We start from the raw sequence: 21,047 nt of genomic DNA, 5'->3' as shown, positions 1-21,047 counted from the left end.
CAGATCAGACCCGGTCCGCCACCGGCCTCTTGCATTCCCCCACAACCGCGCCCTGTCGCGCGGTCACCACTCCGCTGGGAGGCGGCACGTGAAGAACCTGATGGTTCGACAGAAAATAACCGGATTGTCCACAGTGGTCCTGGCAGCCTGCCTCGGCGTGGGCCTGTTCACGGCACCGAGCCAGGCCGTCGAGCAGCGCCCCTCAGCGTCGGCCGCCCACTCCTCGGGTGCCGCCCAGGAGCGGGCGGAAAACCGGGCCCAGGATCTCGGCGGCCCCACCGCCGAGTCGCTGACGGCGCCCGCAGACGATGCCGCTCACGTCGAACGCAAGCCGCTCAAGGCCGCCGACCGGCCGCCACTGTCCGCGTCCAAGGACGCGCTCAAGCGGGACTACGACGACCAGGCCGCCGCGCTTCCGAGCCACCCGGCACCTTCTATGAAGGCAGAGAAGCGCCGCGCCAAGAAGCTCGGCACGGCCGCGGCCGAGTGCAACACCACCGATTTCACCAACAACACCGGAAGCGCCCTGGTCGAGAAGGTCAAGGCGGCGACCACCGACTGCGTCAACACGCTGTTCCGTCTCAAGGGCCAGGACGGCTACAACGCCTTCCGCGAGGACCAGATGGTCACCATCGCCGATGCCATGCGCGACGCATCGGCCTCCTACCCCGGTGACAGCAGCACCGGCATGCCCCAGCTGGTCCTCTTCCTCCGGGCCGGCTACTACGTGCAGTACTACGACCCCGACACCGTCGGACAGTACGGGCCGCGCCTGCGCACGGCCATCCAGGGCGCGCTCGACGGCTTCTTCGGCTCCTCGCACGCCTTCGACGTCACCGACGCCAACGGCGAGAGCCTGTCCGAGGCGATCATCCTGGTCGACAGCGCCGAGCAGAACGCCCGCTACCTGAACATCGTCAAGAAGATGCTGGCCGGCTACGACGCGTCGTACAACGACTCGTGGTACATGCTCAACGCAGTGAACAGCGTGTACACGGTGATGTTCCGTGGTCACCAGGTGCCGGAATTCCTCACCGCCATCGAGGCCGACCCCAGCGTGCTGACCTCGTTGCACGACTTCGCGGCGAACCACCTCGACCTGCTGGGCACCAAGAATTCGTTCCTGGCCGCCAACGCGGGGCTGGAGCTCGGCCGCTTCCTCAAGGAGGACTCGCTGCGCGACAAGGCGAGCCCGCTGGCGATCGACCTGATGGGCAAGAGCTCCATCGACGGTCCCACCGCCCCGCTCTGGGTCAACCTGGCCAAGATGGTCGACGCCTACGACAAGGACAACTGCGCGAAGTACGACGCCTGCAACCTCGCGGAGCGTCTTGAGAAGACCGTCCTGCCGGTGAAGCACACCTGTAGCGACAGCATCACCATCCGGGCGCAGGACATGACCGCGGAGGAGCTGGAGGCCAGCTGTACCAGCCTGAACAACCAGGACGCCTACTTCCACGAGGTGGCCCGGGACAACGGTGCGGTCGCCGATGACAACAACAAGACCATCGAGGTCATCGCCTTCAACTCCAGCGCCGACTACCAGACCTACGCCGGCGTGATCTTCGGCATCGACACCAACAACGGCGGCATGTACCTGGAGGGCGACCCCAAGGCCGAGGGCAACCAGCCCCGGTTCATCGCCTACGAGGCCGAGTGGGCCCGCCCCGACTTCCAGATCTGGAACCTCAACCACGAGTACACGCACTACCTCGACGGCCGCTTCGACATGTACGGCGACTTCGCCGCCGGGATGACCACCCCGACCGTCTGGTGGGTGGAGGGCTTCGCGGAGTTCGTCTCGTACTCGTACCGCAAGGTCGCCTACGACGACGCCATCGCCCAGGCCGCGAACCGCACCTACCCCCTGAGTACCCTGTTCGACACCACCTACGAGAACGCCGACCAGACCCGCGTCTACAACTGGGGCTACCTGGCCGTCCGTTACATGCTCGAATCCCACCGCTCCGACGTCGACACCCTGCTCGGTCTCTACCGCAAGGGCGACTGGGACGGCGCCCGCACCCTGCTGACGTCGACCATCGGCAGCCGTTACGACGCCGACTGGAACACCTGGCTGGCCGCCTGCGCGGCCGGTGCCTGCGGCGGCGGGTCCACCAACCCGCCCGGTGAGATCACCGAGTGCAAGGACGCCGACACCAGGATGCTGGGCCGGAACTGCATGCGCAGCGGGCTGAAGGCAGTCAAGGGCGACTACGCCTATCTGGCCGTCCTCGTCCCGGCCGGCACCACCCAGCTGAAGATCACCGCCTCCGGCGGCACGGGTGACGCCGACCTCTACTACAGCTCGCAGGAGTGGGCGACGACCAAGGTCTTCACCGACAAGTCCGTCGGCGCGGGCAACGAGCACACCCTGACCGTCAACAACCCGTCGCCGGGCTACCACTTCATCAGCCTCTACGGCACCGAGGCGTTCGACGGAGCCAAGGTCACCACCGAGTTCTGATCCCCACGACCCCCACGGTATCGGTCGGCCGAGTGGTGATCCCGCTCGGCCGACCGGTGCTGTCCCTCTCCGTCGGGTCCGCCGACCACGGCCCGGAGCTCACAACAGCCGCAGGGCGCCCGGCCCTTCGTTCCGCAGAATCTCCACGAGCTGTTCGAAGAGCGTCGGTCCGCGCCCCGCGAGGGCCTCGTCGAGCCGCCGGCGCAGCTCCGCCCGGTTGCTGGGGTGGGCCCGGTCCAGGCTCCGCCGCAGCTGCCGGGCCGTCTCCTCGTGGCCCAGGGCCTGCGCGGAGGTGGCGTGGTCCCGCCACTCGAATACGAAGTCGCCGTCGTCCGGGGTGCCCATCCCGCCGTGCAGACAGTCCGCGAGGGCGTCGGAATTGCGGCCGAAATATCCACCCGGGCCGTTCACGGCCTCGCCGATCACTTTCCAGAACTGCTCCAGGCCGGTGACCCGGGAGCCGTCGATCACATAGGTCACGGTCATGGAAGGGAGGGTACAAGTCGTGGAACGTACGGGTCGCTCGCGCAGTCGGTCCGTGATCCGCGCCGCAGGTGGGGGGCTACGGCGCGGATCGGTCCGGAGGGGCCGGGCTTCAGCAGCCCTGGTCGATCAGGTCGAAGGTGGCGTAGTGGTCGCTGGTGTAGTAGTCCTCCTGCGTCCTCTCGCCCGTCACGATCCGGCGCGCGCCGCGGGTCGGGGAGCCGGGGGTGATGACCGTGTACTCGTGGTAGTAGCCGGTGCTCTGGCCGGGCAGGACGCCTTCACGGTTCTGGAAGACGACGCCGTCCTGCGAGTACGGGAACGGGCCGCCCGCGTCGATGAGGTCGAGGGTGTCGTGCGCCTGGGAGGGCAGCGCCGAGTAGCAGATGCTGCTGACCGACGTGATGGATATGGGGGCGGAGGCGGTGGATCCGGTCGGGGCGGTGGCCGCGGTGGCCGGGGCTCCGACGAGAAGGACGGACAGGAGGGCGGCTGCGCCACCGAGCGTGGTGATCCGTGGGGGGATTCGCATAGCCACCATGATGACGCGCGTAGATACGGTCCCGTCAACGCCAACCGATGTGAATTTTTTGGAAGTTAACCCGAGGGGGGAAATGTGTCGAGCAGATGTCCGGCAGCCTTCGGGGTGATTCCGGTTCCCCGTTCACTTATTGATGAGTCGACAAGCGTGACGGCCCGTCTGCGGGGCATGCATCCGGTGAACGTGTTCCGCGAAGGAGTTCGACGAGAAGCCGACGACACGGGAAAACGGGACGACAGCAGGGGGCGGTTCACTGTGCGGGCGGGGGAGACGATGCAACGTCGGGGAGATGCCGGTTCCATGGAGGGCGAGGGCTCGCACCAGCCGGGGGCGAAGGAGCGCCGGCCGGTCCGGCTGCACCGCAGACTGGCCCGCACCGATCTGGCGGCCGTGAGCGAAGTGCGCGGTGCGTTACGGGAGTTCCTGCGCCACCGGTGGCAGGACGAGCCGGCCGAGGTGGCGGAGCTCCTGCTGAGCGAGCTGGTGACCAACGCACTGATCCACACGGGGCACGGGGCGGTCGTCACGGCGAGCGTGGCGCCCGCCGGACTGCGGGTGGAGGTGCGGGACTTCGTGCCCGGACTGCCCCTGCCGTACGTACCGAACGCCGACGACGGTACGCATGGCCGGGGGCTGTTCCTGGTACGGAGTCTCGCGGACGCCTGGGGAGTCGACGCGCATGCGCCGGGCAAGGTCGTCTGGTTCGAGCTGGAAGGCGAAAGGCCCTGACGGCCCGGAAGTGACCGGGCCGTCAGGGCCTGTGGCTGCGGATCAGCCGAACTGCTGCTCCAGATCCTTCAGTTTCCGCTCCAGCGAATCGAGCCGGGGCAGTGCCTGGGTGTCGTCCTCGGCGGTGAGGTCGACGGTGACCGGGTCAGCCGGGTTCCGGTCCGGAGAGCCGGCGCTCGGACCCGTCACGGCTTGCAGGGATGGCCGGGGGCGCAACGGCAGTTGTCCCGGCTCGGATATGGCGGGCTCCACGACGGGCGCGGAGCCCGCCGCGGGGGCGATGGCCTGGACGTCCACCTGGGTGCCGCCGCGGCCGACCCGGCGCCAGGCCCGGTTCTGCCGGTTCAGGGCCTTGATGTGGGCCCGGTCCAGCTTCTCCTGGTCCTTCCTGCGCAGACGGTTCTGCTCCTTCTCCCGCCTGTCCTCACGTACCTCGTCGACGGCCTCGTCCAGCGTGCGTACGCCTTCCAGCAGCATCAGCGACCAGGCGCCGAAGGTCTCCCGGGGGGCGCGCAGCCACCGTACGATCCGGATCTGTGGCAGCGGGCGGGGCACCAGGCCCTGCTCGCGCAGCGCGGCCCGGCGGGTCTGCTTCAGTGCCCGGTCGAAGAGCACGGCCGCCGAGAGCGACATCCCCGCGAAGAAGTGCGGGGCGCCCGCGTGGTCGATGCCGCGCGGCGCGTGCACCCAGTTGAACCAGGCGGCGGCACCGGCGAACGTCCACACGAGCAGGCGCGAGCCGAGCGCCGCGTCACCGTGGCTGGCCTCCCGCACCGCGAGCACGGAACAGAACATGGCCGCGCCGTCGAGGCCGAAGGGGACGAGGTACTCCCAGCCCCCGGAGAGGCCGAGGTTCTGCTCGCCGAAGCCGACGAGCCCGTGGAAGGAGAGCGCGGCGGCGACCGCCGCGCAGCAGAACAGCAGTACGTAGGAGGCGGTGGCGTACAGGGCTTCCTTGCGTCTGCGGCGTTCCTCGCTGCGTTCCCAGCTGTCCTCGGCCACGGATGTGTCAGCTGCGCGCTTGCCGCGCGCGACCACCGCCACCGCCGCCAGGACTCCCACGAGCAGCACGGCGCCCGGAAGCAGCCAATTCAGCGATATGTCGGTCAGTCTCATGCGCGGTCCCTTGCATTGCGTAGGGCATTTCGGGCGCCATGATTGCCGAAACCCCATCACGCACAGGGGGTTTCGGGACAAGAGAACGCCATTGGGTCGGCACGGCGTACGGATGACCGGGATCGGATCGAATGCCCGTACGCGTCCGATGAGTTGCGTTCGAATTGTACTACTCGCGCGAGTGGTGTTGATCAGTGAGCGGGCGTCAGCTTACGTACCCGGTCGGCATCACAGGTACGCGGGCAGGTGACACAGGTGTCCTCGGGGCGCAGAGTGTAGAAGAGACAGCAGCTCGCCCGGTCGCGGGTGGGCAGCGACTCGCCGTTCGGCCCGGTCAGATCGCGGAAGCCCGCGGAGCCGACGTACGGCTTCGTGGTGCCCGGCAGGAGCGCCTCCAGCTCGGTCATCGCCCGCCGCTCCTCGCCCAGCAGATGGGCGATGTACCAGAGCCCCTCGACGATCTCGTCCGTCGCCATGCCCCACAGTGCCCGCCTGCCGCGCCGCATCCTGGGGCCGAAGCCGTCGAGCACCGGGCCGATGTGGTCGGCCACCGCCGCGAGCACCTCGGCCCGCAGCGCCGCCTCGTCGGGCACCACGCGGGCCCCCGGCAGCCCGGCCGCCGGGTCGTCCGGCAGGCAGGCGAACTCCCTCACCCGGAGGGTCAGATGGCCCAGCGCCCGCTGGAACGCCACGTCCCCGACGGGAATCCGGGGCACCCGCCGGTGCAGGAACCAGGGCACCGTCACCAGCAGACAGGCGGGCCAGGCGTAGCGGTGCAGCCCGAAACTGGCGACCACGTCGGGGCGGGGCTCCTGCCCGTAGTCCCGCACCACCTGGGCGTGGTCCCAGGAGAGAAAGGCGTCGAGCGCGGCGCCGCCCGCCGCGAGCTCCTCCGCGCCCACCCAGCCGGCCCCGCCGGGGGCGCTCTCGCCGTCGGCCAGTACCTGCGCGCGCAGCCCGGGAAAGACCTCGGCCAGGCGTGCGTAGGCGTCCGTCACGGCGGACGCCGTGGTGCCGGGGAGCAGGGCGGGGAGTGTCATGCAGGGACCACCGAATCGCGACCGTTTGCAGGTTAGCCTTACCTTACCCGACCGGATCGATGTTTGAACTGCGGCCTCCTGCGCCTATCGTGCACAAAGGGCATGGCACGCGCGAGCCGCGCCCACGGCAGGCCGAGGAGGTACGGGTGGAGCAGGGCAGAGCGCGTGAGAGGTACGGGACCGCCGCGCCTGCGGCCGCCCCGGCGGTCGCCCGGGTGCCCGAACAGGCACGTGGCGAACACACCCACGGCGAGCCCTCCGCCCCCCGGCCGGCGGTGCGGCGGCACTCCGTGCGCGGCCAGATCCTGGAGGCCCTGCGCGCCGCCCTGGTCGACGGCCGGCTGGCTCCGGGCCAGGTCTATTCGGCCCCGGCCCTCGGCGCCCGGTTCGGGGTCTCCGCCACGCCGGTGCGCGAGGCGATGCAGCAGCTGGCCATCGAGGGCGCCGTCGAGGTCGTACCGAACCGGGGGTTCCGGGTGGCCGAGCGCGGCCCGCGCCAGCTCGCCGAGCTGGCCGAGGTGCGGGCCCTGATCGAGGTCCCCGTGATGCTGCGGCTGGCCCGCACCGTCCCGCCCGGCACCTGGTGCGCCCTGCGACCGCTGGCCGAGGCCACGGTGGCCGCCGCGGCCGTGGGCGACCGGGCGAGCTACGCCGAGTCCGACCGGGCCTTCCACGGCGCGGTCCTCGCGCTCTCGGGGAACGAGCAGCTGGTGCAGGTCGCCGACGATCTGCACCGTCGCTCCCAGTGGCCGCTGGAGAGCAACCCCGCCACCCGCCGCGCCGACCTCCTCGCCGACGCGGCCGAGCACACCGCGCTGCTCGACGCGCTGATCGCCCAGGACCTCACCGTCGTGCAGTCGCTCGTACGGGAACACTTCACCGGCGCCGAGGGCTGACCGGCGGCGGCGCCCGCCCTCAGTTCGCCTCGGCGGTCTCCGCCGGAGGCGGGTCCAGGTGCGGCGCCAGCCACGTCGGCACGCCCCCGAGCAGCCGGAACAGCCGGCCCGCCTCGGCGCGCAGCCGGGTCGCGAGCTCGGGCTCCGGTTCGGAGTCCGCGAGGGCGATGAGGGCCGGGGCCGTACCGATCAGGTAGCCCAGCTCCTCCCTGATCCGCAAGGACTCCGCGAAGCCGTGCCGGGCCTCCGCCAGTTCGCCCTCGCGCAGGGCCAGCAGGGCGAGATGACGCCAGGTCGAGGAGAGCAGCAGCGCGTCGCCCCGGGCGGTGGCCCCGGCGTGGGCCCTGCGGTACGCGGCGCGCGCGGCCTGCGGCGAGTCGGCGATGTTCTGCGCGATCAGGCCCCGCCGGAAGTCCAGCAGCGGGCGCCCCGGCGCGGCCGGGGCGAGCAGCGCGGCGGCCCGGCTCAGCGCGACGCTGGCCTCGTCGGCCCGGTCGCGTACCCCCAGGAGTGTCGACGCGTAGGCCAGATGGCCGCGTTCACAGGCGGCCGCGCCGCGTTCGTCGTCGTCGTGGGCGAGCGCCTCCGCGGTGCGCAGCGCGTCCTCGGCGTCGGTCCAGCCCTCCCCGGTGTACAGGCACCGTTCGGTCAGCAGGGCGGTCCGCTGGAGCGCCACGGCCGGATCGCTGCTCGCGCCGGGTTCGAGCAGCGCCGCGGCGTCCGTCCAGCAGGCACGTGACCGCAGCCGCCATACCGCTGTCTGGAGCGGCGGATCGTCATCGGCTGTCGTTCCGGAACCAGACATGGCGGTATGCGCCACATTGCCCTCCCCGAGCGCGCCATCGAGCTGTTGAGTCTGGCGGCATCTCAGCACGGATCGGCACGCCGGGCCAAGGGGTCGTTCCATCTCAGGTGAAAGATTTCACAAACCGCCGGGGCGGCCAACGGCCGTGACAGGGCCGGGGAATCAGCTCATACGCAGGGCGAGGAAGAAATCGAGCTTGTCCTCCAGACGCGAAAGGTCACGTCCCGTCAACTGCTCGATTCGCCCGACCCGGTAGCGCAGCGTGTTGACGTGCAGGTGGAGCCGGGTCGCGCAGCGGGTCCAGGAACCGTCGCAGTCCAGGAACGCCTCCAGGGTCGGGATCAGCTCCGCGCGGTGGCGCCGGTCGTAGTCGCGGAGCGGGTCGAGCAGGCGTGCGGTGAACGCGCGGCGCACGTCGTCCGGTACGAACGGCAGCAGCAGCACGTGCGAGGCCAGCTCGTGGTGCCCGGCGGCGCAGACCCGGCCGGGGCGCGCCGCCGCCACCCGGCGGGCATGCCGGGCCTCCTCCAGGGCGCCGCGCAGCCCCTCGGGCGAATGGACGGCCGCGCTGACACCGAGTGTCAGCCGGCCGTCGTCGGCGAGGCCCGCGGAGAGCGGCTCGCGGACGGCGGCGAGCAGTACATCGGCATGGAGCGCGGGATCGTCGTGCGCGTCGGCGTGCGCGTCGTCCCCACCGGCGCCCCGGTCCGGCGCGGGCGTGGTGACGGCGGGCAGCGGAACGAGGGCGACGGCCTCCTCGCCCGCATGGGCGACCGCGATCCGGTCCGCCGTGTCGGGGCCGGTGACCGCGGGGTCGACCAGGATCTCCTCCAGCAGCGCCTGGGCGACCGGGCCGCCCGGGACGGCGGACCGGCCCTCCGCGCCGCCCCACTCGACCCGCGCCACCACGACCTGCCAGTGCGGCGCCGTCCCGAGGCCCGGCAGCAGCACCGGGGCCGCGACCCGCAGCCTGGCGGCGATCTCGGCCGGCGGGGCGCCCGTCTGGACCAGCTCCAGGACTTCCTGGGCGAGCCTGCGGCGTACCGTACGGGCCGCGTCGCGCCGGTCCCGTTCGACGGCGATCAGCTGGGTGACGCCCTGGAGCAGGTCCAGCCGGGCCGGCGGCCAGTCGCCCGCGTCCGCCTCGACCGCGAGCAGCCAGTCGGAGAGCACCGACTCGCGGACGTCGCGGGAGGCCGGAACGGCGCCGCGGCCGGTGTTCCGGATCGGGAAGAGCGAATATGTGGTGCCCTCGACCGTGGCCCGGTGCGGGGCCCGGCGGCCGGAGCGGGTGGCGGCCAGATGCTGACCGGCCAGCGCGGCGCCGACCGGTCCGGGCAGTGACGTTTCACCGGCCCCCGCGATCTGCCGGCCGGTGGGGGAGAGCACCCAGGCATGCAGGTCGAGGTCGGATCCCAGCAGATCCAGGACCACCTCCGGACCGCCGCCCGCCGGGCCCGAGGTCATCAGCCTGCGGTGCCGGTCCACGACCGCGGCCAGGTCGCCCGCCCGCTCACCGGACACCTGGCGCACGACATGCTCGGTGATCGTTGCGAACGCGACGGTCTCATGGACGGCGAAGAGCGGTAGCCGGTGGTGCGCGCAGGCCTCCACCAGATCGCCGGGGATGTCCCCGAGCTCCGCCTCGCCCGCCGCGAGCCCGGCCACGCCGGCCCCCGCCAGGATCCGTACGAACGGCTCCGAGTCCGCCGCGTCCCGGCGCCAGGCCAGACCCGTCAGGACCAGCTCGCCCCCCGACAGGTAGCGGCTGGGATCCCGCAGGTCGGTGGTCATCACGCCACGGACCGAACGGTCCAGCTCGTCCTCGCCGCCGAGCAGCCGCAGGCCCAGCGCGTCGGTCTCCAGCAGTGCGCGCAGCCGCATCTCGTCGCCGCCGATCTCTTTCGTTGGTGCGGGTGAAAACTGGGTATTGCGGTGAGGTTACTGACCCCCGCCATTCGTTCGAATCTACAAGACGAGGAGATCGACCAGCCAACTCCTTCATGGTTTCGGTGACTGCACCGGGTGGAGCACGGCTTGTGTACTTGGCCCCACACCGCGTTAACAACATATGAACGCCAAGCCGAGGGCCGGCCGCACCCCGCCCCCAGTGAACGACCCGATTGAGAAGAAGAGAGCCACTCATGGACTTCCTTCGCCCCGCCAGCTGGGAGGAGGCGCTCGCCGCCAAGGCCGAGCACCCGACGGCTGTGCCCATCGCGGGTGGCACCGATGTGATGGTCGAGATCAACTTCGACCACCGGCGGCCCGAGTACCTCCTGGACCTGAACCGCATCGGAGAGCTGACCGAGTGGGAGGTGGGCCAGGAGAGCGTACGGCTCGGGGCCTCCGTCCCGTACAGCCACGTCATGGAGCACCTGCGGGCCGAGCTGCCCGGACTGGCGCTCGCCTCGCACACCGTCGCCTCGCCCCAGATCCGCAACCGCGGCGGCGTCGGCGGCAACCTGGGCACCGCCTCGCCCGCCGGCGACGCCCATCCGGCCCTGCTCGCCGCGGGCGCCGAGGTCGAGGCCGAATCCGTACGCGGAACCAGGATGATCCCGATCGACGCCTTCTACACCGGCGTCAAGCGCAACGCCCTCGAACCGGACGAGCTGATCCGGGCCGTGCACATCAAGAAGGCCGACGGGCCCCAGCAGTACTCCAAGGTCGGCACCCGCAACGCGATGGTCATCGCCGTCTGCGCCTTCGGCCTGGCCCTGCACCCCGAGACCCGCACGGTGCGCACCGGCATCGGCTCGGCCGCCCCCACGCCCGTACGGGCGAAGGAGGCCGAGGAATTCCTGAACGCCGCGCTCGAAGAGGGCGGCTTCTGGGACAGCCGCGCGATCATCACCCCGTCCATCGCCAGACAGTTCGCCACGCTCGCCGCCGGTGCCTGCAACCCGATCGACGATGTGCGCGGCACCGCGAGCTACCGCCGGCACGCGGTCGGGATCATGGCCCGCCGCACCCTCGGCTGGACCTGGGAGTCGTACCGCGGCAATGGCCGCAGCACCGAAGGAGCTGCCTGATCATGCGCGTCAATTTCACGGTCAACGGCCGCAGGCACGAGGCGGACGACGTCTGGGAGGGCGAGTCCCTCCTCTACGTGCTGCGCGAGCGGATGGGCCTGCCCGGTTCGAAGAACGCCTGCGAGCAGGGCGAGTGCGGCTCCTGCACGGTCCGCCTGGACGGTGTGCCGGTCTGCTCCTGCCTGGTCGCCGCGGGTCAGGTGGAGGGGCGCGAGGTCGTCACGGTGGAGGGCCTCGCGGACTTCGCCGCCCACCGCGCCGAGCAGCACCCGGGCAGCGGCTGCGCCTCCGGCGCGTGCGGCACGGCCCTCGACAAGGCCCGGCGTTGGGAGGCCGCGCCGTCCGGCGAGGAGAGCCGGGAGACCGGTGAACTCTCTCCGATCCAGCAGGCGTTCATCGACGCCGGAGCCGTCCAGTGCGGCTTCTGCACCCCCGGCCTGCTGGTCGCCGCCGACGAGCTGCTGGAGCGCAACCCGGAACCGTCCGACGCGGACATCCGCGAGGCGCTCTCCGGCAACCTCTGCCGCTGCACCGGCTACGAGAAGATCCTCGACGCGGTCCGCCTCGCGGCCGCCCGCGCGGAAGAAACGGTCTGACGATGGGCGTAACCGGCAACCCCACCAGCATCAACCAGGGCACCCGCACCAAGGGCGGCATCGGCGAGTCGACGCTCCGCCCCGACGGCATCCTCAAAGTCACCGGAGAGTTCGCGTACTCCTCCGACATGTGGCACGAGGACATGCTCTGGGGCCACACACTGCGCTCCACGGTCGCGCACGCCGAGATCGTCTCCATCGACACCTCGGAGGCACTCGCCACGTCCGGCGTCTACGCCGTACTCACCTACGACGACCTGCCGAGCACGGTGAAGAACTACGGGCTGGAGATCCAGGACACCCCCGTTCTCGCCCACGGCAGGGTCCGTCACCACGGCGAACCGGTGGCGCTGGTCGCCGCCGACCACCCGGAGACGGCCCGCCGCGCCGCCGCGAAGATCAGGATCGACTACCGCGAACTGCCCGTCATCACCGACGAGGCCTCCGCCACCGCCCCCGACGCGATCCTCATCCACGAGGGGCGCGACGACCACCACGCCGGGCACGTACCGCACCCCAACATCGTCCACCGCCAGCCCATCGTCCGCGGCGACGCGGACGCGGCGGCGGCCCGTGCCGATGTCGTCGTGAGCGGTGAGTACGTCTTCGGCATGCAGGACCAGGCCTTCCTCGGCCCCGAGTCGGGTCTGGCGGTGCCCGCCGAGGACGGCGGCGTCGACCTGTACGTCGCCACCCAGTGGCTCCACTCCGACCTGCGCCAGATCGCACCGGTCCTGGGCCTGCCCGAGGACAAGATCCGCATGACGCTCTCCGGCGTCGGCGGGGCCTTCGGCGGCCGCGAGGACCTGTCGATGCAGATCCACGCCTGCCTGCTCGCCCTGCGCACCGGCAAACCGGTCAAGATCGTCTACAACCGGTTCGAGTCCTTCTTCGGCCACGTCCACCGCCACCCGGCGAAGCTCTGGTACGAGCACGGCGCCACCCGCGACGGCAAACTGACCCACATGAAGTGCCGCATCGTGCTGGACGGCGGGGCCTACGCTTCCGCCTCCCCGGCCGTCGTCGGCAACGCCTCCTCGCTCTCCGTCGGCCCGTACGTCATCGACGACGTCGACATCGAGGCCATCGCGCTCTACACCAACAACCCGCCGTGCGGCGCCATGCGCGGCTTCGGAGCGGTGCAGGCCTGCTTCGCCTACGAGGCCCAGATGGACAAGCTCGCCGCCGAACTGGGCATGGACCCCGTCGAGTTCAGGCAGCTCAACGCCATGGAACAGGGCACCCTCCTGCCGACCGGACAGGTCGTCGACTCACCCGCACCGGTCGCCGAACTGCTGCGCCGCGTCAAGGACATGCCGCTGCCGCCCGAGCGCCAGTGGGAGGTGGCCGGCGAACAGGCCGACGTACGGGCCCTGCCCGGCGGGCTCTCCAACACCACCCACGGCGAAGGCGTCGTGCGCGGCATCGGCTACGCGGTCGGCCTCAAGAACGTCGGCTTCTCCGAGGGCTTCGACGACTACTCCACCGCGCGGGTGCGCATGGAGGTCGTCGCCGGCGAACCGGTCGCCACCGTGCACACCGCCATGGCGGAGGTCGGGCAGGGCGGCGTCACCGTCCACGCCCAGATCGCCCGTACCGAACTCGGCGTCGCCCAGGTCACCATCCACCCGGCCGACACCCAGGTCGGCTCGGCCGGCTCCACCTCCGCGTCCCGGCAGACCTACGTCACCGGCGGCGCCGTGAAGCACTCCTGCGAGGCCGTCCGCGAGAAGGTCCTGGAGATGGGCCGCCGCAAGTTCGGTACGTACCACCCCGCGTGGGCCACCGCCGAACTGCTCCTGGAGGGCGGCAAGGTCGTCACCGACGGCGGCGAGGTGCTGGCCGACCTGGTCGACGTACTGGAGGAAGAGGCGGTCGACATCGAGCTGGAGTGGCGCCACCGGCCCACCGAGGCGTTCGACCTCCGCACCGGACAGGGCAACGGCCATGTCCAGTACTCCTTCGCAGCCCACCGCGCGGTCGTCGAGGTCGACACCGAACTCGGTCTGGTCAAGGTCATCGAACTGGCCTGCGCCCAGGACGTCGGCAAGGCGCTGAACCCGCTCTCCGTCGTCGGTCAGATCCAGGGCGGCACCATCCAGGGCATGGGCATCGCGGTGATGGAGGAGATCGTCGTCGATCCCAGGACCGCGAAGGTCAGGAACCCGTCCTTCACGGACTATCTGCTCCCCACGATCCTCGACACCCCGACCATCCCGGTCGATGTGCTCGAACTCGCCGACGACCACGCCCCGTACGGGCTCCGTGGCATCGGCGAGGCACCCACCCTGTCGTCCACCCCGGCCGTCCTCGCGGCGATCCGGAACGCGACGGGCCTGGAGCTCAACCGGACGCCGGTGCGCCCCGAGCACCTCACCGGCAGCTGAGCCGCGGCTCCATCCGATCTCTCCGGGCGGTGCGTGCCTCCCAGGAACGTCACACTTCCGTCGCCCGCACCGCCCGGAGAACCGCGGTACCGCAGTTACGCAGTACCGCAACAACAGCAGTGCGGGTGACGCCGCACACGTACCACGTCACACGTCACATTCCACTCTGCATGAACAGTTCGCCTCGGGCCGTCCCCCGGGTCGTGCCGCCAGCGCAGTCATCCCAAATCCCGTATATCGATTCTTCATCGCGGGTGCCCCTGTGAACCTTGGGAGTCAGGCATCATGACCCAGCAGTCAGTGGAGCCCAGGACCGGTGCGGAGGACGCGGGCTCAGGCTCGCGCGTCCCCGCCGGAAGATCCTGGCTCGACCGGTACTTCCACATCTCCGACCGTGGCTCCACCGTCGCACGCGAAGTGCGCGGCGGCATCACCACCTTCATGGCGATGTGCTACATCCTCCTACTCAACCCGCTCCTGCTGTCCGGGCCGGACGCGGCGGGCCACCGGCTCAGCCACGCCGGGCTGATCACGGCGACCGCCCTGGCCGCCGCCGTCTCCACTTTGCTGATGGGCTTCATCGGCAAGGTGCCCCTCGCCCTCGCCGCGGGACTCTCCGTCTCCGGCGTGCTCGCCACCCAGGTGGCACCCCACATGACCTGGCCGCAGGCCATGGGCATGTGCGTGATGTACGGCGCCGTGATCGTGCTGCTGGTCGTCACCGGGCTGCGCGAGATCATCATGAACGCCATACCCCTGGCCCTGAAGCACGGCATCACCATCGGCATCGGCATGTTCATCGCGCTGATCGGCCTGGTCAACGCCGGTTTCGTCGGCAAGGGCGCCCCCGTCACGCTCGGCACCGGCGGACAGCTCGCCGGCTGGCCCGTCCTGCTCTTCTGCGTCACCCTGCTGCTCATCTTCATGCTCCAGGCCCGCAATGTGCCCGGCGCGATCCTGATCGGCATCGTCGTCGGCACGGTCCTCGCCGTCATCGTCAACGCGGCCACCGACATCAGCCCCAAGGCCTGGGGCGGCAGCGCACCCGAACTCCAGGGCAGCGCGGTCTCGATGCCCGACTTCGGGCTCTTCGGCCATGTCGAGTTCGGCGGCTGGGGCGACATCGGCGTCATGACCGTGGGAATGATCGTCTTCACCCTGGTGCTGGCCGGCTTCTTCGACGCGATGGCGACCATCATCGGTGTCGGCACCGAGGCCGGACTCGCCGACAGCAAGGGCCGGATGCCCGGCCTGTCCAAGGCACTGTTCATCGACGGTGCGGGCGGTGCGATCGGCGGTGTCTCCGGGGCGTCCGGGCAGACCGTCTTCATCGAGTCCGCGACCGGCGTCGGCGAGGGGGCCCGCACGGGTCTGTCCTCCGTCGTCACCGGTGTGCTCTTCGCCGCCGGGCTCTTCTTCACCCCGCTCGCCCAGATCGTCCCCGGCCCGATCGCCGCCGCCGCACTGGTCGTCATCGGCGCGATGATGATGCAGAACGCCCGGCACGTCGACTGGAGCGACCGCTCCGTGGCCGTACCGGTCTTCCTGACCGTGGCGCTGATGCCGTTCACGTACTCGATCACCGCCGGGGTCGGCGCCGGGGTGATCTCCTTCGCCGCGATCAAGGCGGCGCAGGGCAAGTTCCGCGAAGTGGGCGTCTTCATGTGGGTGCTGACCCTCGTGTTCGTCGTGTACTTCGCGCTCAGCCCGATCGAGAGCTGGATCGGCGCCAAGTAGGGCCGAACCGATACCGCTTCCCCTCCGCACACCCGTAGAAGGAGAGAGCCATGCTGGACATCGCCGAGGAGCTCAACCGGTGGGTCGAGCAGGGACGCGAATTCGCCGTGGCCACCGTCGTGGCCGTCGGCGGCAGCGCGCCCCGGCAGCCCGGAGCCGCGCTCGCCGTCGACCGCGACGGCACGGCGATCGGATCGGTCTCCGGCGGGTGTGTGGAGGGCGCGGTCTACGAACTGTGCGAGCAGGCCCTGGACGAGGGCACCGCCGTGCGCGAACGGTTCGGCTACAGCGACGAGGACGCCTTCGCGGTCGGGCTGACCTGCGGCGGCGTCATCGACATCCTGGTGACACCGGTCCGTGCGGACGACCCCGCACGCCCGGTGTTCGCCGCCGCGTTCGCCGCCGCCGCGCGGGGGACGGCGGCGGCCCTGGCCAGGATCACCGACGGGCCGGCGGAACTCCTCGGACGCCCCCTGCTCGTCCACCCCGACGGCTCGTACGAGGGCGGGCTCGGCGGACACCCCGAACTGGACCGCACCGCGGCAGCCGACGCCCGCGCCATGCTCGACGCGGGCCGAACCGGCTCCGTCACCATCGGCGCCGAGGGCTCGCGCTGCGGACAGCCCCTCACCCTGCTCGTCGAATCGAGCGTCCCACCGCCCCGGATGATCGTCTTCGGGGCCATCGACTTCGCCTCGGCACTGGTCCGCGCGGGCAAGTTCCTCGGGTACCACGTGACCTTGTGCGACGCCCGCCCGGTCTTCGCCACGAAGGACCGCTTCCCCGAGGCCGACGAGCTGGTCGTCGACTGGCCGCACCGCTACCTCGCGGCGACCGAGGCCGACGCGCGCACCGTCCTGTGCGTCCTCACCCACGACGCCAAGTTCGATGTCCCGTTGCTGAAGCTGGCGTTGGGGATGCAGGTCGCGTACGTCGGAGCGATGGGGTCGCGCCGCACCCACCTGGAGCGCAACGACCGGCTGCGCGAGGTCGGCGTCACGGAGCTGGAACTGGCCAGGCTGCACTCGCCGATCGGCCTCGATCTCGGTGCACGCACCCCCGAGGAGACCGCGCTGTCGATCGCCGCGGAGATCGTCGCCGACCGGCGCGGCGGCAGCGGTGTTCCGCTCAAGGGCGCGCACACCCCGATCCATCACGAGGCGGGCGAGCCGCCCACAGCCGTGATCACATCCGTGGCCTGAACCGGTCCCCTGGCCGTGACCGCCGGGGGCGGAATGCCGCCACGGCGGCTTCACGCCAGGTGTGAACTCGACCGTAGCCACGGTTTTGCCGGTAGATCAGCTGCATGACATTCACTCCCTCCTCCGTCCCCGGCCGGGCGAGACCCGCTCGCGCGGGACGCAGGGCCCTGCTCATAGCGACCTCGGTCGCCCTGGTGAGCGGCGCACTGCTTCCCGCGACGGGCTCCGCCTCCGCCGCCCCGGCACGGCCCGGGCCCACCGGCCACCAGGCCGCCGCCCCCGTCAAGGAGTACGACATCACCCTGCTCACGGGCGATGTCGTGCACTACACCGACGGGGCGGGCAAGCAGGACACCGTCACCGTGGACCGCCCCGACGGCGCGAAGGGCGGGGTGCATGTCCAGCAGGCCGGCGACGACATCTACGTACTGCCCGACGAGGCCACCGGGCTGCTCGCGGCCGGAAAGCTGGACCGCAGGCTGTTCAATGTCTCCGCCCTCGCGAAGATGGGGTACGACGACAAGAGCTCGGGCGGCATACCGCTGATCGCCACCTACCCGGCCGGCAAGGGCCGTTCGCTGCCCGCCGCCCCGCGTGGTGCCAAGAAGGTCCGCACCCTCGACAGCATCCACGGCGCCGCGCTGAAGGCCGGCAAGGACACCGCCCGCACCTTCTGGAACGGCATCACCGGTGCCCCCGAAGCCCGTTCGCTGGACGCCGGTATCGCCAAGCTCTGGCTCGACGGCCGTGCGGAGGCGTCGCTCAAGGACTCCGTTCCCCAGGTCAACGCCCCGCAGGCGTGGGCCGAAGGATATGACGGCAAGGGCTCCAAGGTCGCCGTCCTGGACACCGGCATCGACGCCACGCACCCGGACGTCAAGGACCGCATCCTCGAAACCAGGAGCTTCGTGCCGGGCGAGGAGGTCGTCGACCGGAACGGCCACGGCACGCACGTCGCCTCCACGATCGCGGGCTCCGGCGCCGCCTCCGAAGGCGTCAACAAGGGCGTCGCCCCGGGCGCCGGCCTGATCATCGGCAAGGTGCTCAGCGACGAGGGCTCCGGTGCCGACTCCGGCATCATCGAGGCCATGGAGTGGGCGAAGGCCGAAGGCGCCGACGTCGTCTCGATGAGCCTCGGCTCCAGCATCCCGGACGACGGCTCCGACCCGATGTCGCAGGCGGTCGACGCCCTCTCCGCCGACGGCGGTCCGCTGTTCGTGATCGCCGCGGGCAACTCCTACGGCGAGGGCACCATCGGCTCGCCCGGGTCGGCCCAGAAGGCGCTCACCATCGCCGCCGTCGACAAGCAGGACAACCGCGCGTCCTTCTCCTCGATGGGCCCGCTGGTCAGGTCCTACGGTCTGAAGCCCGACCTCTCCGCACCGGGCGTGGACATCAACGCGGCGGCCTCGCAGTCGGTCCCGGGCATCGACGGCATGTACCAGTCGATGTCCGGTACGTCGATGGCGACCCCGCACGTCGCGGGCGCGGCCGCCATTGTGAAGCAGCGTCACCCCGACTGGTCCGGCCAGCGGATAAAGGACGCGCTGATGAGCTCGTCCAAGGAACTCCCGGACTACACCCCGTACGAGCAGGGCACCGGCCGGCTCGACGTGAAGGCGGCGGTCGACACCACGATCGAGGCCACCGGCTCCGTCGCGGTCGCCTCGTACGACTGGCCGCACTCCCCGTCCGACCCGGTCGCCGAGCGCACCATCACCTACCGCAACACGGGTGCCGAGGACGTCACGCTGGACCTGGCCACGGACACGGACGACGAGGCGTACACCCTCTCGGCGAAGCAGCTGACCGTCCCGGCCGGCTCCACCGCCGAGGCCGTGCTCTCGCTGGACCCGTCGAAGGTCGCGAACAACACCCGGTTCTCCGGCCAGGTCGTCGCCAAGAACGCGGCGGGCACCACCGTCGCCCACACCGGCTTCGCCCTGAACAAGGAGCAGGAGCTGTACGACCTGACGCTGAGGCTCCGCGACCGCGACGGCAAGCCGATGGACGGCACCGTCGTCCTCGGAGCGCTGGGCGACCCGCAGCTGCAGCCCGTCGCCGTCCCGGGCGAGACCACACTGCGGCTGCCGCCGGGCAACTACACCGCCTGGACGGCGGCGGACGTCGCCGGGGACCGCGCCGACTCCAAGGCCCTGGCCTTCCTCGCGGCCCCCGAGATCATCCTCGGCAAGGCGGCCACGGTCACCCTCGACGCGTCCAAGGCCCGCAAGGTCTCCGTGCGGACGCCGAAGGAGACCGAGACCAGGCAGCTGCGCTACGACATGGCACGTACCGCGCCGGACGGCACCGTCCAGCGCGACGCCTACCAGATCCCGCTGACGTACGACCAGCTGTGGGCGAGCCCCACCAAGAAGGTCACCCAGGGCAGCTTCTCCTTCCTGACCCGCTGGCGGCAGGGCGAGAAGCTGATCGACCTGACCGCCGGCGGCAGTGATGTCCCGGTGACCGCGCAGGGCGGTGCCCCGGTCGCGGAGAGCGGCACGCAGAAGCTCGCCACCGTCTTCGCGGGCGACGGGGCCGCGGCCGACTACAAGGGCCTGGACGCCAGGGGCAAGGCGGTCGTCATCCGCCGCAGCGACGCGGTCGCTCCCGAGGACCGGGCGGCCAACGCGGTGGCCGCGGGCGCCGAGGCGCTCTTCGTCGTCAACGACGGCGACGGCGTCGCGATGGAGTGGTACGCCCCCTACGGAACCGAGACCACCGTCCCGGTCGCCTCGGTCCAGCGCCTCGCGGGCGAGAAAATGATCGATTCGGCCCGGCGCGGCGCGAAGGTGACGGTCGCCCAGCGGAAGTTCGCCCGCTACGTGTACGACCTGGTCGACCGCCACGACGGCGTCGTGCCGGACCGCTCGCTGGAGTACGCGCCGTCGGCCCGTCGGCTGGCGAAGGTGGAGAACACCTTCTACGGCCACAAGGACATGCTCGGCGGCGGCTACCGCTACGACATCCCGGACTACGGACCGGGCATCGGCTTCGAGGAGTACGAGAAGTTCCCCGGTACCCGCGAGGAGTGGGTCGACCCGCTTGCGGGCGCCTCCTTCTGGTACGAGAACCACTCGGTCCTCAACGCCGACGAGAGCGGTTTCGCGCAGGAGATGCGCAGCGGCGAGCTGGACTACACGGCCGGCCGCACCTACCCGGCCCAGTGGTTCGCGCCGATCACCCGGCCGCGTCTGGGGACCGGCTACTGGGGTCCGTTCCGGTCCGTCTACAACGACATCCAGTACAACTTCACCCCGTGGACGGACTCCGGAGCGGGCCACTCGGGCGCCATGCCGGAGGACGAGTACGACACCACCGTCACGTCCTTCTACCAGGGCGACACCCTGATCAAGAAGGCCCCGGGCCGGGCGGGCTTCGCCTGGGACGTCTCGCCCGAGAAGCTGCCGTACCGCTTCGTGCTCGACTCCGCCCGGGACGGCGACGTGTGGCGGACGTCCACCCGCACCCACACCGAGTGGAACTTCGTCTCGGGTGCCATGGACGAGAACGGCCCGTCCCAGGCCGACATCCCGATGCTCCAGCTGGACTACCGGGTCGACACCGACCTGGCCGGTGACGTGCGGGCCGGGCAGTGGACCGAGGTGGGTCTCTCCTCCGGTACGCAGGAGTGGCTGGACGGTGCGGTGAAGGCCACCGGTGCCTCGCTGTCGGTCAGCTACGACGACGGGGAGACCTGGGAGGCGGTGCAGCTCCGCAAGGACGCGGCCGGTTCCTGGACCGCCCGGTTCAAGACCCCGAAGAAGCCCGGCTCGTTCGTCTCGCTCAAGGCGCACGCCGGGGCGGCCGGCGGGCTGGGCGTGGACCAGGAGATCGTCCGGGCCTTCGGCCTGAAGTGACCCGCTGAGTTCCGTTCCCGAGGCGGCACCGAGGCGGTCGCGCACTCCCCGACGGGGGCGAGCCGCAGGGCCGGTGCCGGGGCCGTGAAGAGGGTGGGGCGGTGCAGCACCCGCCCCATCGCGGCCGTCACCTCGCTGTTGGTGACCGGG

The 21,047-nt window shown here is 70.9% G+C and carries 15 protein-coding genes and 1 pseudogene; 9 read left to right on the top strand and 7 right to left on the bottom strand.

What is annotated here, in order from left to right; all coding sequences use genetic code 11:
- The first annotated feature begins 100 nt into the window (after positions 1-100).
- Positions 101-2,467, top strand: a complete 2,367-nt coding sequence (locus tag AB0D53_RS36100) for a M9 family metallopeptidase (protein WP_362453639.1) — start codon at positions 101-103, stop codon at positions 2,465-2,467.
- 99 nt (positions 2,468-2,566) lie between these two features.
- On the opposite strand, the gene AB0D53_RS36095 is transcribed toward AB0D53_RS36100, so the two are convergent.
- Positions 2,567-2,953 (bottom strand): barstar family protein, encoded by a 387-nt coding sequence (locus AB0D53_RS36095; RefSeq protein WP_362453582.1) that lies wholly within the window; start codon positions 2,951-2,953, stop codon positions 2,567-2,569.
- A gap of 109 nt (positions 2,954-3,062) precedes the next feature.
- Entirely contained in the window at positions 3,063-3,482 is a 420-nt protein-coding gene (locus AB0D53_RS36090) for a ribonuclease (protein ID WP_362453580.1), read from the bottom strand.
- Between the two features lie 375 nt (positions 3,483-3,857).
- On the opposite strand from AB0D53_RS36090, the gene AB0D53_RS36085 reads away from it, so the two are divergent.
- Positions 3,858-4,220, top strand: a complete 363-nt coding sequence (locus AB0D53_RS36085; RefSeq protein WP_362453638.1) for an ATP-binding protein — start codon at positions 3,858-3,860, stop codon at positions 4,218-4,220.
- 42 nt (positions 4,221-4,262) lie between these two features.
- Here AB0D53_RS36085 and AB0D53_RS36080 read toward each other — a convergent pair whose 3' ends face one another.
- Positions 4,263-5,336 carry a DUF2637 domain-containing protein gene (locus AB0D53_RS36080; protein ID WP_362453578.1) on the bottom strand — a complete coding sequence of 358 codons (1,074 nt, stop codon included), beginning with the start codon at positions 5,334-5,336 and terminating at the stop codon, positions 4,263-4,265.
- A 191-nt stretch (positions 5,337-5,527) separates the two neighbouring features.
- Positions 5,528-6,376, bottom strand: coding sequence for a (2Fe-2S)-binding protein (locus AB0D53_RS36075; protein ID WP_362453576.1), 849 nt, complete (start codon positions 6,374-6,376; stop codon positions 5,528-5,530).
- A gap of 146 nt (positions 6,377-6,522) precedes the next feature.
- Here AB0D53_RS36075 and AB0D53_RS36070 point away from each other — a divergent pair, with 146 nt between their 5' ends.
- Complete coding sequence (locus AB0D53_RS36070; protein ID WP_362453574.1) at positions 6,523-7,272, top strand: GntR family transcriptional regulator; 750 nt, start codon at positions 6,523-6,525, stop codon at positions 7,270-7,272.
- A 19-nt stretch (positions 7,273-7,291) separates the two neighbouring features.
- On the opposite strand, the gene AB0D53_RS36065 is transcribed toward AB0D53_RS36070, so the two are convergent.
- Positions 7,292-8,077 carry a hypothetical protein gene (locus tag AB0D53_RS36065; protein ID WP_362453572.1) on the bottom strand — a complete coding sequence of 262 codons (786 nt, stop codon included), beginning with the start codon at positions 8,075-8,077 and terminating at the stop codon, positions 7,292-7,294.
- 162 nt (positions 8,078-8,239) lie between these two features.
- Positions 8,240-9,961, bottom strand: a complete 1,722-nt coding sequence (locus tag AB0D53_RS36060; protein WP_362453570.1) for a PucR family transcriptional regulator ligand-binding domain-containing protein — start codon at positions 9,959-9,961, stop codon at positions 8,240-8,242.
- A 260-nt stretch (positions 9,962-10,221) separates the two neighbouring features.
- On the opposite strand from AB0D53_RS36060, the gene AB0D53_RS36055 reads away from it, so the two are divergent.
- From AB0D53_RS36055 to AB0D53_RS36030, 6 genes are all read left to right on the top strand, one after another.
- A complete protein-coding gene (locus AB0D53_RS36055) occupies positions 10,222-11,112 on the top strand; it encodes a xanthine dehydrogenase family protein subunit M (RefSeq protein WP_362453568.1) in 891 nt (296 codons plus the stop codon).
- Positions 11,113-11,114: 2 nt separating this feature from the next.
- Positions 11,115-11,708 carry a (2Fe-2S)-binding protein gene (locus AB0D53_RS36050; RefSeq protein WP_362453567.1) on the top strand — a complete coding sequence of 198 codons (594 nt, stop codon included), beginning with the start codon at positions 11,115-11,117 and terminating at the stop codon, positions 11,706-11,708.
- Positions 11,709-11,710: 2 nt separating this feature from the next.
- A complete protein-coding gene (locus AB0D53_RS36045; RefSeq protein WP_362453565.1) occupies positions 11,711-14,095 on the top strand; it encodes a molybdopterin cofactor-binding domain-containing protein in 2,385 nt (794 codons plus the stop codon).
- 285 nt (positions 14,096-14,380) lie between these two features.
- Positions 14,381-15,832, top strand: a complete 1,452-nt coding sequence (locus tag AB0D53_RS36040; RefSeq protein ID WP_362453564.1) for an NCS2 family permease — start codon at positions 14,381-14,383, stop codon at positions 15,830-15,832.
- Between the two features lie 50 nt (positions 15,833-15,882).
- Positions 15,883-17,034 (top strand): XdhC/CoxI family protein, encoded by a 1,152-nt coding sequence (locus AB0D53_RS36035; RefSeq protein WP_362453562.1) that lies wholly within the window; start codon positions 15,883-15,885, stop codon positions 17,032-17,034.
- A 104-nt stretch (positions 17,035-17,138) separates the two neighbouring features.
- The gene (locus AB0D53_RS36030; RefSeq protein WP_362453560.1) at positions 17,139-20,897 is read left to right on the top strand and encodes a S8 family serine peptidase; all 3,759 of its coding nucleotides are present in this window, start codon (positions 17,139-17,141) and stop codon (positions 20,895-20,897) included.
- Between the two features lie 38 nt (positions 20,898-20,935).
- Here AB0D53_RS36030 and AB0D53_RS36025 read toward each other — a convergent pair.
- A pseudogene (locus AB0D53_RS36025) lies at positions 20,936-21,047 on the bottom strand (epimerase); the annotation flags it as partial.

This window comes from Streptomyces sp. NPDC048295, from assembly GCF_040652135.1.
Taxonomy (GTDB): domain Bacteria; phylum Actinomycetota; class Actinomycetes; order Streptomycetales; family Streptomycetaceae; genus Streptomyces.
The sequence above is the reverse complement of the archived record's forward strand: the minus strand, read 5'-3'. Positions and strand labels throughout refer to the sequence as shown.

Excerpts from the sequence above, each read along its gene's own strand:
- AB0D53_RS36100 (WP_362453639.1), top strand. The coding sequence starts at position 101 with ATGGTTCGACAGAAAATAACCGGATTGTCCACAGTGGTCCTGGCAGCC.
- AB0D53_RS36095 (WP_362453582.1), bottom strand. The coding sequence starts at position 2,953 with ATGACCGTGACCTATGTGATCGACGGCTCCCGGGTCACCGGCCTGGAG.
- AB0D53_RS36090 (WP_362453580.1), bottom strand. The coding sequence starts at position 3,482 with ATGCGAATCCCCCCACGGATCACCACGCTCGGTGGCGCAGCCGCCCTC.
- AB0D53_RS36080 (WP_362453578.1), bottom strand. The coding sequence starts at position 5,336 with ATGAGACTGACCGACATATCGCTGAATTGGCTGCTTCCGGGCGCCGTG.
- AB0D53_RS36075 (WP_362453576.1), bottom strand. The coding sequence starts at position 6,376 with ATGACACTCCCCGCCCTGCTCCCCGGCACCACGGCGTCCGCCGTGACG.
- AB0D53_RS36065 (WP_362453572.1), bottom strand. The coding sequence starts at position 8,077 with ATGTCTGGTTCCGGAACGACAGCCGATGACGATCCGCCGCTCCAGACA.
- AB0D53_RS36060 (WP_362453570.1), bottom strand. The coding sequence starts at position 9,961 with ATGCGGCTGCGCGCACTGCTGGAGACCGACGCGCTGGGCCTGCGGCTG.
- AB0D53_RS36055 (WP_362453568.1), top strand. The coding sequence starts at position 10,222 with ATGGACTTCCTTCGCCCCGCCAGCTGGGAGGAGGCGCTCGCCGCCAAG.
- AB0D53_RS36050 (WP_362453567.1), top strand. The coding sequence starts at position 11,115 with ATGCGCGTCAATTTCACGGTCAACGGCCGCAGGCACGAGGCGGACGAC.
- AB0D53_RS36045 (WP_362453565.1), top strand. The coding sequence starts at position 11,711 with ATGGGCGTAACCGGCAACCCCACCAGCATCAACCAGGGCACCCGCACC.
- AB0D53_RS36040 (WP_362453564.1), top strand. The coding sequence starts at position 14,381 with ATGACCCAGCAGTCAGTGGAGCCCAGGACCGGTGCGGAGGACGCGGGC.
- AB0D53_RS36035 (WP_362453562.1), top strand. The coding sequence starts at position 15,883 with ATGCTGGACATCGCCGAGGAGCTCAACCGGTGGGTCGAGCAGGGACGC.
- AB0D53_RS36030 (WP_362453560.1), top strand. The coding sequence starts at position 17,139 with ATGACATTCACTCCCTCCTCCGTCCCCGGCCGGGCGAGACCCGCTCGC.